Genomic DNA, 12,591 nt, shown 5'->3' with positions numbered 1-12,591 from the left:
GGATCGACGGAACCGGCCCGGATCCGGTGGAATCGCCGTCATCATGAGCGAACACGGCCGGACCCGAGTGCTGCTGGTCGACGACGACGTCCGGATCGGGCGCGCGCTCGGCCTCGCCCTGGGCGACGAGGGCGTCGAGGTCGACGCGGTCCACACCGGCGAGCAGGCTCTGGTCAGTGCCGCCAGCCCGGGCGTCGACCTCGTGTTGTTGGACCTCATGCTGCCGGGCATCGACGGCCTCACCGTCTGCCGGCGGCTGCGCGAGACCGGTGACCTGCCGATCATCATGGTGACCGCGCGCTCCGACTCCGCCGACGTCATCGCCGGCCTGGAGGCGGGCGCCGACGACTACGTCACCAAGCCCCTGGTGGCCGGGGAGCTGGCCGCCCGCATCCGGGCGCTGCTGCGCCGGCGACGTCCGACCCCGGCGGCACCGCGCCGGATCACCGTCGGCGACGTCGAGCTGCGCCCGGACGAGGGCACCGTGCTCCGCGACGGCGCCCCGGTGCACCTGACCCGCACCGAGTTCCGGCTGTTCGCCGAGCTCGCCGCGGCGGGCGGGCGGATCGTGACCCGCGACGAGCTGCTGTCGCGGGTGTGGGGCTACGAGTACCACGGCGACACCCGGCTGCTGGACGTCCACGTGCGACGGCTGCGGCGCAAGGTCGAGCTCGACCCGGACCGGCCGGTCCTCGTGTTGACCGTGCGCGGCGCCGGGTACAAGGTCGGCGACCCCGGACCGGACGCCGCACTGCCGGGCGCCGCCCCCGCCTCGGGCCGCGGCGGGTGAGCGGGCGCGGCAGGATGCGGTCCGTGCTGGACCGACTGCCGCTGGGCCGGCTTCCGCTGCGTCACCGGATCGGCGTCGCGTTCGCCGGGGTGTCGCTGGTGGTGACCGGGCTGTTCGCGACGGTCACCTGGAACCTCGCGTCGTACTACCTGGTGGAGCAGGGGGTGGAGAGCGCGACCCGGCAGCTCGCGGTGAACCTCCAGCTCGTCGAGCGGGCGATGGCCGACACCGCCGACGTCGGCGGGCTCGACGACCTGTTGACGGGCCTCGCGGGTACCCCGGACACCACGGTCGCGCTGCGCCGCGACGGCGCCTGGACGACCAGCGGCCGCGAGGTCGACCCCGACCTGCTTCCGGCGGGTGTGCTGGCGCTGGCGGAGAACGGGACCGGGGCACGGCAGCGGGTGATGGTGGCGGGGATGCCGAGCGTCGTCGTCGCGGCGCCGATGCCGGGCGGCGACGTGTTCGTCGAGGTCTTCCCGATGCAGCGGCTCGACGCCAACCTGAGGTTCCTCAGCGTCGTGCTGTTCACCGGGGTCGCGGTGAGCGCGCTGCTCGGGCTCGCGCTGGGCCAGTGGGCCGGGCGGCGCGCGCTGCTGCCGCTCACCGCCGTGACCCGGGCCGCGGCACGGATCGCCGGGGGTGACCTGACCGCGCGGCTGCCGTCGAGCACCGACGCCGAGCTCGCCCCGCTCGTCGCGACCTTCAACCGGACCGCCGACGACCTGGAGCAGCGGGTGTCGCGCGACGCCCGGTTCGCCGCGGACGTCTCGCACGAGCTGCGGTCGCCGCTGACGACACTGGTGAACGCGGCCGCGGTGCTGACCCGGCGGCGCGACGAGCTCGCACCGACCGCGCGGGAGGCGGTCGAGCTGCTCGACGGCGAGATCCAGCGCTTCCGCCGGATGGTCCTGGACCTGCTGGAGATCTCCCGCAGCGACACCCTGCAGCGCGAGGACGGCGAGCTCGGTGCACTGGTCCACGGTCTCGTCGCGGTCCGCGGCGGGGAGCACGTCCCTGAGGTCGACGCCCCGGAGCCGGTGACCGTGCGGGTCGACCGCCGCCGCCTCGACCAGATCCTGGGCAACCTCCTGGACAACGCCGACGCGCACGGCGGCGGCGCGCGGCGGATCGGCGTCGCGCCCCGGGACCGGTACGCCCGGATCGAGGTCGACGACGCGGGCCCCGGCATCCCGCCCGAACAGCGGCTGGCGGTGTTCGAGCGGTTCGCCCGTGGCACCCTGGCCGGCAGCCGCGGCGACGGCGGCGGCACCGGTCTCGGCCTGTCTCTGGTCGCCGCGCACGTGCGCCGGCACGACGGCCGGGTGTGGGTGGAGGAACGACCCGGCGGCGGGACCCGGGTCGTCGTCGAGCTGCCGGGGGTGGACAGGTGAGGACGCGGCTGTGCACCGCCGTGCTGGGGCTGCTGCTCGTCGCCGGGTGCGGGGTGACCCTCGACGACGAGCCGGAGCCGATCGACCTGCCCAGCGGCACGACCTCCCCCACCCCGACGGTGACGGTGCTCCCACCCCCGACAGCGACTACCGGCGACGGCGGCGCGGGTCCGACGCGCAGCTGATGCAGGTCGTCGCGGCGGGCAGCGCCTCCAGCCGTTCCGGCGCGATCGGTCCGCCGCAGACGGCGCAACGCCCGTAGCCGCCCGTGGCCAGGCGGTCGGCCGCCCGGTCGAGCTCGTCGCGCTCCTGCTCGGCGGCGGCGAGCAGCCCCTGCAGCTGGGCACGCTGCACCGCGATCGTGACGCCCTCCGGGTCGTGCTCGTCGTCGTGGCTGGTCAGGGCCTGCTGATCGGCGAGCGCGTCGAGCTCGCGGCGCAGCGAGCCGACCCACTCCTGTGCGCGGGCGCGGGCGGCGGCGAGGGTGGTGGGGTCCACCACCCCAGGATGCGCCCCGGCAGACTGCGGTGGTGAGCCTTTTTCGTCCGGTGTCCGGTGTCGGGGTCGTCCTGGAACGCGCCGACGGCACCGTCGCCGTCGGTCACCGGATCACCGCCGGGGAGAGCCCGAGCTGGTCGTTCCCGGGCGGGCACCTGGAGGGCGGGGAGCCGGTCGTCGCCGCGGCGCTGCGCGAGCTCGCCGAGGAGACCGGTGTCGTCGCGGCCTCCGGCACGCTGGTCGCGGTGTGCGTGCGGCTCGACGGCCCGGGCGTCACGTTCGCGGTGCACGTGCCCGCGCCCGCCGGCGCCGTGCTGCGGGTGACCGAGCCGCACGCGACCAACTCCTGGACCTGGACCGACCCGGACGCCCTGCCCGGACCGGTGTTCGCCCACACCGCCGCCGTCCGGCACGCCTGGCGCCGCCCCGGCGTCGCGCTCGACGGGTGGGACCTGCACCGCGTCGCGACCTGACGCGGCTACTCGCCGGTGGAGCCGGTGGCGAGCTCGACGACGACGTCCAGGTGGCCGAGGTGGCGGGCGTACTCCTGGACGACGTGCAGCAGGGTCCGTTCGATCGTCGCGGGCGGTGCACCGGCCCAGCGCCCGCTCGGCAACCCCGCGGCTCCGGGCCCCACCGACTCCGCGATCTCGCGGGTACGCAGGCCCTGCGCGGAGAGCGCGGCGACGACGTCGTCCGCGCCGACCCCGGGCGGCAGCGCCCACCGCCCGTCGACGTGGTCGGCCCAGGGGTCCGGGAGGTCGGCGTCGACGAAGCCCCACTCCAGCCAGCGGCGCTCCATGCAGCTCAGGTGGTGCAGCAGCTCCGCGGGAGACCAGCCCGACGGCAGCCGTCCGGTCGTGCGGTCGGCCACCGGCAGCGTGGCGTACCTGGCGAGGACGCGGTCGCGGTAGAAGTCGACGTAGCCGAGCAGCAGCGCGGTCGTCGGCGACGCCGGGTCGGACGGCTCGGGGAGCCGGTCGCGGCGCAGGTGCAGCAGCGGGAACGGCCTGCCCTGCCCGTCGCGCCCGGAGCGCCCGGTCCGGACGAAGCCGAGGTGCTCGTAGAACCCGACCGCGCCCGGGTTCTGCTCGTTCACGTCGAGCTCCACCCGCGGCATCCCGGTGGTGGCCGCGGCCAGCAGGGCCGATCCGACGCCCCCGCCGTGCGCGGACGGGTCGACGAACAGCGCCTCCACCCGGTGGCCGTCGGTGCCGACCCAGCCGACCGGGGTGCCGTCGTCGCGCTGCGCGACCAGGACCGTCAGACCCGGCAGGGCCGCCGTGCGGACCTCGGTCTCGATCGCGTCGACGTCGGCCGCGGTGAGGAAGGTGTGCGTGGCCTCGACGGCGCGGCGCCAGATGCGGACCAGCCCGGGGTGGTCGGCGGGGGTGGCCGGGCGGACGGTCGGGAAGCTGCTCACCGGGCCAGGATCGCAGCGGTGTCGACCGGGTTCGCCCGGCACCGGCCGGTGTCCCACCACGGGACGGGTGGGCCGGACCGCGGTCGACACCGGGCCCGGAACCGTCGACGATCGTCCCGTGACCGTCCTGGACGTCCTCCTGCCGCAGCTCGTCGCTGCGCCCGGGGCGCTCGCCGTGCCGGCGGGCGGCGGCCGGGCCCGGGGCACCGACTGACCCCGGCCCGGCTCAGAGCGACCGGAGCGTGCCCATGGCCGCGGTCTCCAGGTCCGCGATCCGTAGCAGCAGCCCTGCGGCCTCGGTCAGGCCGGCCGGGTCCCCGTCGAGCCCGGCGCGCTCGACGAGGCCGGCGACGCGGGTCCAGAGCGTCGCCGACTCGGCGAACAGGTCCCGGCCCCGTTCGACCGCCGCGGCGCGTCCGCCCGGCCCGTCGCCGTCGTCGAGCAGCGGCAGGCAGGCGGTGAGGAAGTCGCGGTAGAGGGTCCGGAACAGTGCCCCGCCGGTACCGGCCCGTTCCATGAGCATCGCCATCTGGGGCAGGTCCCGGGGCGGGTCCTCGACGCGGTCGAGCCAGGACGGGGCGCGCTTCGCCGTCGTCCGGATGCCGCGGTGCCCGATGTTGGCGATCGGCGGGTGCAGGAACGCCTCGGCGCACTCGACGATCGCGGGCGCGATCGCGGGGACGGGGTCGACCGGCTCCCGGAGCGGTCCGAGGGTGAACGAGCGGTGCGGCGCCGACATGGGTCCGCGCGCCGCGCGCGCCCGGGCCAGACTCTCCAGGCTCGTGCTGACCCGGCCGCCCTGCTGCGCAGTGTCGAGGAGGTACGCGGACTCCTCGTCGTAGCCGAGGAGGGCCACGACGTGACCCGCGAAGTGGACCCGGGAGCCGAAGTAGTCCAGGTCGTGGCTGTCGAGCTGCAGCCCGACGGGCACGCCGTCGTCGACGAGGGTGCGCACCTGGTCCCACCCCCGGCGGGCGGACGAGGTCTCCTGGACGCGCAGGTCGAGGCCGAGGCGGCGGGCGAGGGTGCGGGTCAGCTCGAAGGGCTTGACCCGCCCGCCCAGGAACGGCACCGGCTGCCGCTTCGAGTCCCAGTACACGAACGACAGCCCGGAGCCGAGCCCGAACAGCACCGGTTCGGCGAGGTGGACGCCGGCGTGCCCGAGGAGCGCGCCGAGCGCCGTCGTCTCGCAGTGGACGCCTCCCGTGGCCGGGACGCCGGTGGATGCATCACTCATCGGGCACCTGGACCCGCTCGGCGAGCCACGACCTCTCCGCACGCAGCTGGGACAGGGAGAACGAGAAGACGTCGCGCGCCTCCGGCGGGAGGGGCTCCTGCGCCGTGCGGGCGGCGACGACCGCGTCGATGCGGGCGTCGAGGCCGACGAGCCGGGTCCGGAGCGCCTCGTCGACCTCGTGCGCGGGGAGCAGGCCCGCGTGGGCGAGGCCGGCGACGAAGGAGCGGGCGGGGACCCCGGCGTCGGCGAGCAGCTCGCGGACGCCGGCGGCCGCGGTGCGGCGCCCCCGGTCGGTGATGCGCACGACGCGGCGGGCCTTCGGGGAGGGGCGGTCGTCGTCGGCCTCGGCCAGGCCGCGGGCGGTCAGCTTGTCGAGCAGGTAGTAGATCGAGGAGAAGCCGATGTCGGTCCAGCGGCGGACGCCGCGCTGCTCGACGACCTGTTCGATGTCGTAGCCGTGGCGCGGGCGCTCGGCCAGGGTCCCGAGGACGACGAGCTCGCCGAGGGTCAGCTCCACGGTTGTATTCTAGCACTGGAATAGCGCTACAGACCGCCCCGCATGCGACCTCCCCCGCGCGAAACACGACGACACCGGCGCGAGACGCCGACGCAACGTGCCGCCCCTAGCGTCTCCGCCTGCTGTATCCAGCCCTGGACACAGCAGATGAGGAGGCTTGTCGATGTCGAGTGCCGTCGACGAGGCGGGGACACCGCCGCTGCGCGAACGCGTCTACGCCGTGCTGCGGGACGACGTCGTCAACGGCGACATCGGCGCCGGCACCCGCCTCACCGAACCGAAGCTCGCCGCGCGGTTCGGCATCTCCCGCACCCCGGTCCGCGAGGCCCTCGGCCGGCTCGTCGCCGACGGCCTCCTGCAGCGCGAGGAGGACTACGGCTACTCGGTCGTCGTCCCCGACCTGGCGGGGGTGCGTGACCTCTGGGAGGTCCGCATCGCGGTCGAGCTGCGCGGGATCGACCGGTGCCGGGAGAACCCGGGCACCGTGCACGACGCCGGAGCGCTCCGGGCGGAGCTGGCCCGCTGGCACCGGATGATCGAGGAGCCGCCCGCGGCCGGCCCGGGCTTCGTGCTGGAGGACGAACGGTTCCACAGCACGCTGCTCGCGGCGTCGGGCAACCCCGAGCTCGTCGCGGTGCTGGCCGACGTGCACCGCCGGATCCGGCGGGTGCGGATGAACGACTACGTGCTCCCCGGCCGCGTCGAGGCGGCCGTGTCCGAGCACGTCGCCGTCGCCGAGGCGGTCCTCGCCGGACGGCTCGACACCGCGCGCCACCTGCTGCACCAGCACATGGGCGCCTCGCTGGAGATCGTCACCGAACGCGCCGGCCGCGCCCTGCTCGCCACCGGCACCCGGGACCGCCGCCGCGGCCCGGCCACCCTCGACGTGAGGACCTCATGAGACTCGCCGCGATGAAGCATCCTGCCGTCCTGATCGCGCTCGCCGCGGTCGCCGGGATCGTGTTCGGTCTGGTGGCCGGCGAGTGGGCAGGCAACCTGAAGGTCGTCGGCGACGCCTTCATCCGGCTCGTCCAGATGGCGATCGTGCCGCTGGTCATGACCTCGGTGATCGCGGCCTGCGGGTCGATGACCGGGTCCGGCACCGGCCGGCTCGCACTACGGACATTCGCCTGGATGATCGGTCTGTCGGTCGTGGCCGCGGTGGTCGCGGTGGTGCTCGGACTGCTGTTCCGTCCGGGCGCCGGAATGGTCGCGACGGCCGCGCCGGACGCCGCGCCGCCGCCCGCGGCGGTCCCGGAGAGCTGGCAGGACACGGTCCTGGGCTTCTTCACCACCAACGTCGTCGAGTCGATGGCCGAGGCGGCGATGGTCCCGATCATCCTGTTCTCGCTGCTGTTCGGCGTCGCCCTCAACCGGCACGTCCACGCGACGGGCAACACACTCGTCCTCGACGTCGTCGGGCAGCTGCAGCAGGTCCTGCTCACCCTCATCCGGCTGGTCATGTACGTCGCACCGATCGGGGTCTTCGCACTGCTCGCCGACCTGTCCGGCCGGATCGGCTTCGCCGTGGTCGGGTCGGCGCTGGCCTACCTCGGAACCAACCTGCTGGGCGTCGTCGTGCTCACCGTGCTGTTCGTGGCGATCGTCGCCGCGCGCACCCGGCTCAACCCCGCGCGCCTGCCCCGCACGCTCGCGGAGCAGACCGCCGTCGCGGTCACGACGACGAGCTCGGCCGTCACCTACCCCACCGTCCTGCGCACCACGATCGAGAAGGTCGGCGTGAGCCCGCGGGTCGCCAACTTCACGCTGTCGGTGGGGCTGACCATGGGGTCCTACGGCGCCGTCCTCAACTACACGATCGTCGTGCTGTTCCTCGCCCAGGCCGGCGGCGTCGAGCTGTCGGCCGGGCAGATCGTGTTCGGGATGGTTCTCGCGATCCTGCTCAACATGGGCACCATCACCGTGCCGGGCGGGTTCCCCGTCGTGGCCCTGTTCCTCGCCACCACCCTCGGGCTGCCGCCGGCGGCCGCCGGGCTGCTCATCGCCGTCGACTGGTTCACCGGGATCCTGCGGACGTTCCTCAACGTCAACGCCGACACCCTGGTGGCGATGCTCGTCGCGCACCCCGACGGGGAGATCGACCGGGACGTCTACGACGGTGTGCGCGGCGAGGATCCGGTGGAGACAGCGGTCGGGAGCGGCCCGGGAGGCTGACCCCCGGAACCACGCGTTCGCGAGCCTCGGCAGTCATGTCGGTCAGGGGCCGGACCTGCTCCGCAGTCGGATACCCCCCCGGCAGCGACCTCACCCGGGCCGGGACAACGCGGGCAGGCGTGGTCCGGTCCTTCAGGCGCAGCACAGAAGGGTCAGGCCCGATCAAGTCCCATGACGTGAATGCGGGGCCCAGCCTGATGGCTGGGCCCCGCATTCACAGAGACAGATTCTACTGATCCAGATGTCCGGAGGCTTCTCTAATGATCACCCTCCCGCTCGTCTCGATCCTTCGCCGTCCCTCTGGCGTTCAAGCCGTCCAAGTTCGAGTGAGAAGGTAGGTATCGCTCCCGCTCGCATCAAGCCCCTCTTCCGCAGTCCGTCTCTGCGGTGATCCCGACGCCCTGATCGCAGTCGCCCAGCGGGCGCGCTCCCCGCTGCCCCTGAGGGTTCGCCATCCACTCTCGGACGTCCTCGACCACACGGCCGACCGGCTCCAGGGCGTCTGTACGACGCCTCGTCGTTGTCGGGGTCGACACGACGTCGCCGCCGAGGCAAGGCCCCGGACGACGGACTCAACAAGGCGACGCCTCGGGGATGAGCAACCGCGTCGAGATGTGCCACGTCAACGACCGGGCCGCCGGGATCGTCCAGGGGTCCATCACGGAGCAGGGCCGGACAGCCTGCCCCGACGCTGCGAACGGGCCGGAGGTGTGGTGAGCGAAGCGGTGGGGCCGGCGTGGCCGGCCCGCGCCGCCGCAGGCGGGGCCTTGACGACTCGCACGTCATTGTCCGAAGGATCAGCGACCAGCTCGGTCACGCGAAAGATCAGCATGACCCAGGACCGCTACCTCGGGCGCAGGCTCACCGACCGTCAGGCGGCCGACGTCCTGGAGGACATGTTCACCGAGGACACGAAAACTGTCCCAAAAACGTACTCTGATCTTGAAGACGAGCCGGCTGCATCGCCCTGACCTGGTGATTGTGTGGGCCCCCGGGGGATCGAACCCCGAACCCGCGGATTAAAAGTCCGCTGCTCTGCCGATTGAGCTAGAGGCCCCTGACCGACCCCGGACACCCCGGGCCCGGCCCGCCACCGGTTACCCCCGGCCGGTCGTGGCGAACCGGACGCCATCTTACCGTCCGCAATCGGGCATCTCGTCGTCGCGACACCATCACCGTGTCGGGTGTCGCTCACCGCTGCGCCCCCACCGAACGACCGGATCCGCTGTCGCAGAGCGGTTCCCGGGCGGGCCGGGCGGCGTCGCGGGCACGTGCGGGCCGCGGGGCCGCCTGCGGGGAGGTACGGGGACCGGGCGTGGCCGCCACACGAACCGGTGGAACCTGCCTCGATGTCCGATCTCGCAGTGCCCACCCCGGCCCGACGAACGATCATCGTCGGCATGATCCACGTACGCTCCGTCGCCTCGATCGCCCTGCTCGGCGCCGCTGCGCTCGTCCTCACCGCCTGCGGCGGCAGCGGCGACGGCGAGCAGTCGCAGAGCGCCGCGACCCGGGTCTCCGCGACGTTCGCCCAGGGCGGCGAGGGACCCGCCCACACCTACGACGCCGCGCTGGTCCCGGCCGGCTCGACCGTCGAGGTCACCAGCGCCGAGCAGGACGGCTCGACCGTCACCACGCTGCGGGTGAGCGGTCTGGTGCCGAACCGGACCTATGGCGCGCACGCGCACACGAAGCCCTGCACCGCGGCCGCGGGCACCGACGCGGGCCCGCACTACCAGTTCTCCGAGGACCCGGTGACGCCGAGCGTCGACCCGTCCTACGCGAACCCGATGAACGAGATCTGGCTCGACGTGACCACCGACGCGAACGGCGCCGGCGAGTCGACCAGCACCGTCCCGTGGGTCTTCCCGGACGACCGGCGAGCGGAGTCCGTCGTCCTCCACGAGAAGCCGACCGCCACCCACGCCGGGCACGCCGGCACCGCGGGCGGGCGCCCCGGCTGCGTCACCGTCGACTTCTGACCGACGCCCAGGTCGGCGCCGCGACGCGGGCCTGGGACACTGGTGGGCGTGACCGTGTTGGACAGCGTCCGCGACGCGCGGACGGACACCCCCGCCCGCCGTGACCGCGTGCTGCCGCCGTTGCGCATCGGCCCGTTCGAGGTCGACACCCCCGTGGTGCTCGCGCCGATGGCCGGCATCACCAACCCCGGGTTCCGCCGTCTGTGCCGTGAGCAGGGCGCCGGCTACTACGTCTGCGAGATGATCACCGCCCGCGGGCTGGTCGAGAAGAACCCGCTGACGTTCCGCATGATCGCCTTCGACGCGGACGAGCACCCCCGCTCGATGCAGCTCTACGGCGTCGACCCGGTGTCGATGCAGCGGGCCGCGGAGATGATCGTCGAGCGCGACCTGGCCGACCACATCGACATGAACTTCGGCTGCCCGGTCCCGAAGGTCACCCGTCGTGGTGGCGGAGCGGCGCTGCCGTTCAAGCGGGAGCTGTTCCGCCGGATCGTGCGGGCCGCGGTCACCGGCGCCGGGGACCGCCCGGTCACCGTGAAGATGCGCATCGGCATCGACGACGAGCACCACACCCACCTCGAGGCCGCACGGATCGCCGTCGACGAGGGCGCCGTCGCCGTCGCGCTGCACGCGCGCACCGCCGCCCAGCGCTACTCCGGCACCGCGGACTGGGACGAGATCGCCCGGATGCGCGACGCCGTCCCGGCGCACGTCCCGGTCCTGGGCAACGGTGACATCTTCTCCGCGCAGGACGCCCTGGACATGGTCGCCCGGACCGGCTGCGACGGCGTCGTGGTCGGCCGGGGTTGCCTGGGCCGGCCGTGGCTGTTCGGGGACCTGGAGGCCGCGTTCGCCGGCCGCGAGTTGCCCGCCCCGCCGAACCTGGGCCAGGTCGCCGCGACGCTGCGCCGGCACGCCGTGCTGCTGTGCGAGCACATGGGCGACCACAAGGGCATCCGCGACGTGCGCAAGCACATCGCCTGGTACCTCAAGGGCTTCCCGGTCGGCCCGGAGCTGCGGCGCAGCCTCGGGATGGTGGAGTCGATCGATCACCTCGACGAGCTGCTGTCCGGGCTGGACCCGGACGAGCCGTTCCCGGCCGACGCCGACGGTCCGCGCGGGCGCCAGGGGTCACCCGGTCGCGTCGTGCTGCCCGAGCACTGGCTCGACGACCCGGACGACCCGTCGATCCCCTTCGGGGCGGACGTGGAGCACTCCGGAGGTTGATCACGGCGACCCCGGGGCGAACACGCGTTACCCCGACCCGGGGGAACCAGGGCGCCGAACGGGTGCCGACTCGCCGTACGCCTCAAGCGTCCCGGGGGTGTCACCGATGAACAGTCCCAGTGGCCGAACGGCTCGACGACGGGGAGGTGGACCATGACCGACACCGCATGGACGGTGCGCAGGCTCGTGCGGTCCGCACGCCGTCTCGACCCGTCGCCCCCCGCTCCCGGACCCGACACGCCGGGCGACGACGTCGCCCCCGCCTCCCCCGCGGCCCGCGCGGCCCTGCACACCGCGGCCGCCGAGCGGCTCGCGGAGCACCGTCGCTACGAGCAGGCCTACCTGCACCTGCGCGAGGCCGTCCGGCTCCTGCACGGCCTCAACGCCCCCAGCCCCCCCGACGAGCTCGACCGGCTCCGCCGCGAGCACGCCGAGGCCCGTGAGCAGAGCCGCCGCGACAGCCTGACGGCGTCGTACAACCGCCGCTACCTCGACGAGCGGCTGATCGACCTGCTCGCCGCGGGCACGGGCCTGCCGGTCTGCCTGGCGCTCGCCGACATCGACCACTTCAAGCTGGTCAACGACACCCACGGGCACCCGTTCGGGGACCGGGTCCTGCAGCGGATGGTGCTGGAGCTGGGCCGGGCCCTGCCGCCCGGGGCGTTCTGCGCCCGCTACGGCGGCGAGGAGTTCGCGCTGGTGCTGCCCGGGCTGACGGCCGAGGAGGGCGTCGCGGCCTGTGAGACCGCCCGGGAGAGCGTCGCCGCGCACGACTGGAGCGACCTGCACCCCGACCTGCGGATGACGATCAGCATCGGCGTCGCCCGGTCCCGTCCCGGCGACGACGACGTCGAGGCCCTCGTCACCGAAGCCGACGTGCTCCTCTACACGGCCAAGCAGGCGGGCCGGAACGCCGTCGCCCACCGCGACGCCGACGGCCGGGTGAGCCTCGCCGGCCCGGCATCCGGACGCCGGTCGATCCCCCAACCGGAGCAGGGCGCGTCGCGCCCCGCGCCACCCGCGCCGAACCGGGCCGAATAAGATCCCCCGTGCGGTCCCCGCGACCGCACGATCCCGGAAGGGCGCGCTCCCCCGACGCCGCGCCCGTCACGCGCTTCCGCTCCGGCGGTCGCGACGAGGAGGCCCGGTGCAGGACGGCCCCCCCCCACAGACCGGACCCGTAGGCGAGGTCGTCGAGCCGGTGCGCGAGCAGGTGCAGCAGCGGCCCGGCCCGGACCCGCGGGTCACGGTCGCGGGGGCGCCACCAGTCGGTCAGCCCCTCCGCCAGCGCCGCCGCGACGACCGCGCGGCGGGCCCGGCGCGACACCAGGCAGGCGAGCGCGGC

The 12,591-nt window shown here is 74.2% G+C and carries 16 protein-coding genes and 1 tRNA gene; 12 read left to right on the top strand and 5 right to left on the bottom strand.

Annotated elements, in window-relative coordinates; all coding sequences use genetic code 11:
* Nucleotides 1-43 precede the first annotated feature (43 nt).
* The 3 genes from NH602_RS07825 to NH602_RS07815 are packed head-to-tail and all read left to right on the top strand — an operon-like array spanning nucleotide 44 to nucleotide 2,369.
* The gene (locus NH602_RS07825) at nucleotides 44-790 is read left to right on the top strand and encodes a response regulator transcription factor (protein ID WP_253067441.1); all 747 of its coding nucleotides are present in this window, start codon (nucleotides 44-46) and stop codon (nucleotides 788-790) included.
* A 14-nt stretch (nucleotides 791-804) separates the two neighbouring features.
* On the top strand, nucleotides 805-2,184 hold the full coding sequence (locus NH602_RS07820) for a HAMP domain-containing sensor histidine kinase (protein ID WP_253067440.1): 1,380 nt from the start codon (nucleotides 805-807) through the stop codon (nucleotides 2,182-2,184).
* Nucleotides 2,181-2,369 (top strand): hypothetical protein, encoded by a 189-nt coding sequence (locus NH602_RS07815; RefSeq protein WP_161152811.1) that lies wholly within the window; start codon nucleotides 2,181-2,183, stop codon nucleotides 2,367-2,369. Before NH602_RS07820 ends, NH602_RS07815 begins: the two co-directional genes overlap by 4 nt.
* Here the strand turns inward: NH602_RS07815 and NH602_RS07810 are convergent.
* Nucleotides 2,332-2,682 (bottom strand): TraR/DksA C4-type zinc finger protein, encoded by a 351-nt coding sequence (locus NH602_RS07810; protein WP_161152812.1) that lies wholly within the window; start codon nucleotides 2,680-2,682, stop codon nucleotides 2,332-2,334. The two genes, NH602_RS07815 and NH602_RS07810, sit on opposite strands and share 38 nt — an antisense overlap.
* Before the next feature lie 32 nt (nucleotides 2,683-2,714).
* On the opposite strand from NH602_RS07810, the gene NH602_RS07805 reads away from it, so the two are divergent.
* On the top strand, nucleotides 2,715-3,155 hold the full coding sequence (locus tag NH602_RS07805) for an NUDIX domain-containing protein (RefSeq protein WP_253067439.1): 441 nt from the start codon (nucleotides 2,715-2,717) through the stop codon (nucleotides 3,153-3,155).
* Between the two features lie 5 nt (nucleotides 3,156-3,160).
* Here the strand turns inward: NH602_RS07805 and NH602_RS31840 are convergent, their stop codons facing one another.
* From NH602_RS31840 to NH602_RS07790, 3 genes are all read right to left on the bottom strand, one after another.
* Nucleotides 3,161-4,105 carry an acetyltransferase gene (locus tag NH602_RS31840; protein ID WP_253067438.1) on the bottom strand — a complete coding sequence of 315 codons (945 nt, stop codon included), beginning with the start codon at nucleotides 4,103-4,105 and terminating at the stop codon, nucleotides 3,161-3,163.
* Between the two features lie 226 nt (nucleotides 4,106-4,331).
* Complete coding sequence (locus NH602_RS07795) at nucleotides 4,332-5,342, bottom strand: BtrH N-terminal domain-containing protein (RefSeq protein ID WP_161152813.1); 1,011 nt, start codon at nucleotides 5,340-5,342, stop codon at nucleotides 4,332-4,334.
* Nucleotides 5,335-5,859, bottom strand: a complete 525-nt coding sequence (locus NH602_RS07790; RefSeq protein ID WP_179761251.1) for a PadR family transcriptional regulator — start codon at nucleotides 5,857-5,859, stop codon at nucleotides 5,335-5,337. Before NH602_RS07790 ends, NH602_RS07795 begins: the two co-directional genes overlap by 8 nt.
* A 163-nt stretch (nucleotides 5,860-6,022) precedes the next feature.
* On the opposite strand from NH602_RS07790, the gene NH602_RS07785 reads away from it, so the two are divergent.
* The 4 genes from NH602_RS07785 to NH602_RS07775 all read left to right on the top strand — a co-directional run bounded on the left by NH602_RS07785 (nucleotide 6,023) and on the right by NH602_RS07775 (nucleotide 9,005).
* Nucleotides 6,023-6,760 carry a GntR family transcriptional regulator gene (locus tag NH602_RS07785; protein ID WP_253067437.1) on the top strand — a complete coding sequence of 246 codons (738 nt, stop codon included), beginning with the start codon at nucleotides 6,023-6,025 and terminating at the stop codon, nucleotides 6,758-6,760.
* Nucleotides 6,761-6,771: 11 nt separating this feature from the next.
* Nucleotides 6,772-8,034, top strand: coding sequence for a dicarboxylate/amino acid:cation symporter (locus tag NH602_RS07780; protein ID WP_253067436.1), 1,263 nt, complete (start codon nucleotides 6,772-6,774; stop codon nucleotides 8,032-8,034).
* Nucleotides 8,035-8,628: 594 nt separating this feature from the next.
* Entirely contained in the window at nucleotides 8,629-8,751 is a 123-nt protein-coding gene (locus tag NH602_RS31220) for a hypothetical protein (RefSeq protein ID WP_256494127.1), read from the top strand.
* On the top strand, nucleotides 8,748-9,005 hold the full coding sequence (locus NH602_RS07775; protein WP_179761254.1) for a hypothetical protein: 258 nt from the start codon (nucleotides 8,748-8,750) through the stop codon (nucleotides 9,003-9,005). Before NH602_RS31220 ends, NH602_RS07775 begins: the two co-directional genes overlap by 4 nt.
* Nucleotides 9,006-9,018: 13 nt before the next feature.
* Here NH602_RS07775 and NH602_RS07770 read toward each other — a convergent pair.
* Nucleotides 9,019-9,091 (bottom strand) — tRNA-Lys (locus tag NH602_RS07770).
* A 343-nt stretch (nucleotides 9,092-9,434) separates the two neighbouring features.
* On the opposite strand from NH602_RS07770, the gene NH602_RS07765 reads away from it, so the two are divergent.
* The 4 genes from NH602_RS07765 to NH602_RS07750 all read left to right on the top strand — a co-directional run.
* Entirely contained in the window at nucleotides 9,435-10,016 is a 582-nt protein-coding gene (locus NH602_RS07765) for a superoxide dismutase (RefSeq protein WP_253067435.1), read from the top strand.
* A gap of 108 nt (nucleotides 10,017-10,124) precedes the next feature.
* Nucleotides 10,125-11,246 carry a tRNA dihydrouridine synthase DusB gene (gene dusB / locus NH602_RS07760; protein ID WP_308292821.1) on the top strand — a complete coding sequence of 374 codons (1,122 nt, stop codon included), beginning with the start codon at nucleotides 10,125-10,127 and terminating at the stop codon, nucleotides 11,244-11,246.
* 153 nt (nucleotides 11,247-11,399) lie between these two features.
* Entirely contained in the window at nucleotides 11,400-12,287 is an 888-nt protein-coding gene (locus tag NH602_RS07755) for a GGDEF domain-containing protein (RefSeq protein ID WP_253067434.1), read from the top strand.
* A 106-nt stretch (nucleotides 12,288-12,393) separates the two neighbouring features.
* On the top strand, nucleotides 12,394-12,591 hold a 198-nt coding region (locus NH602_RS07750; protein ID WP_253067433.1), incomplete at its 3' end, for a hypothetical protein.

The organism is Pseudonocardia sp. McavD-2-B, assembly GCF_024124365.1.
Lineage (GTDB): Bacteria > Actinomycetota > Actinomycetes > Mycobacteriales > Pseudonocardiaceae > Pseudonocardia > Pseudonocardia alni.
The sequence above is the reverse complement of the archived record's forward strand: the minus strand, read 5'-3'. Positions and strand labels throughout refer to the sequence as shown.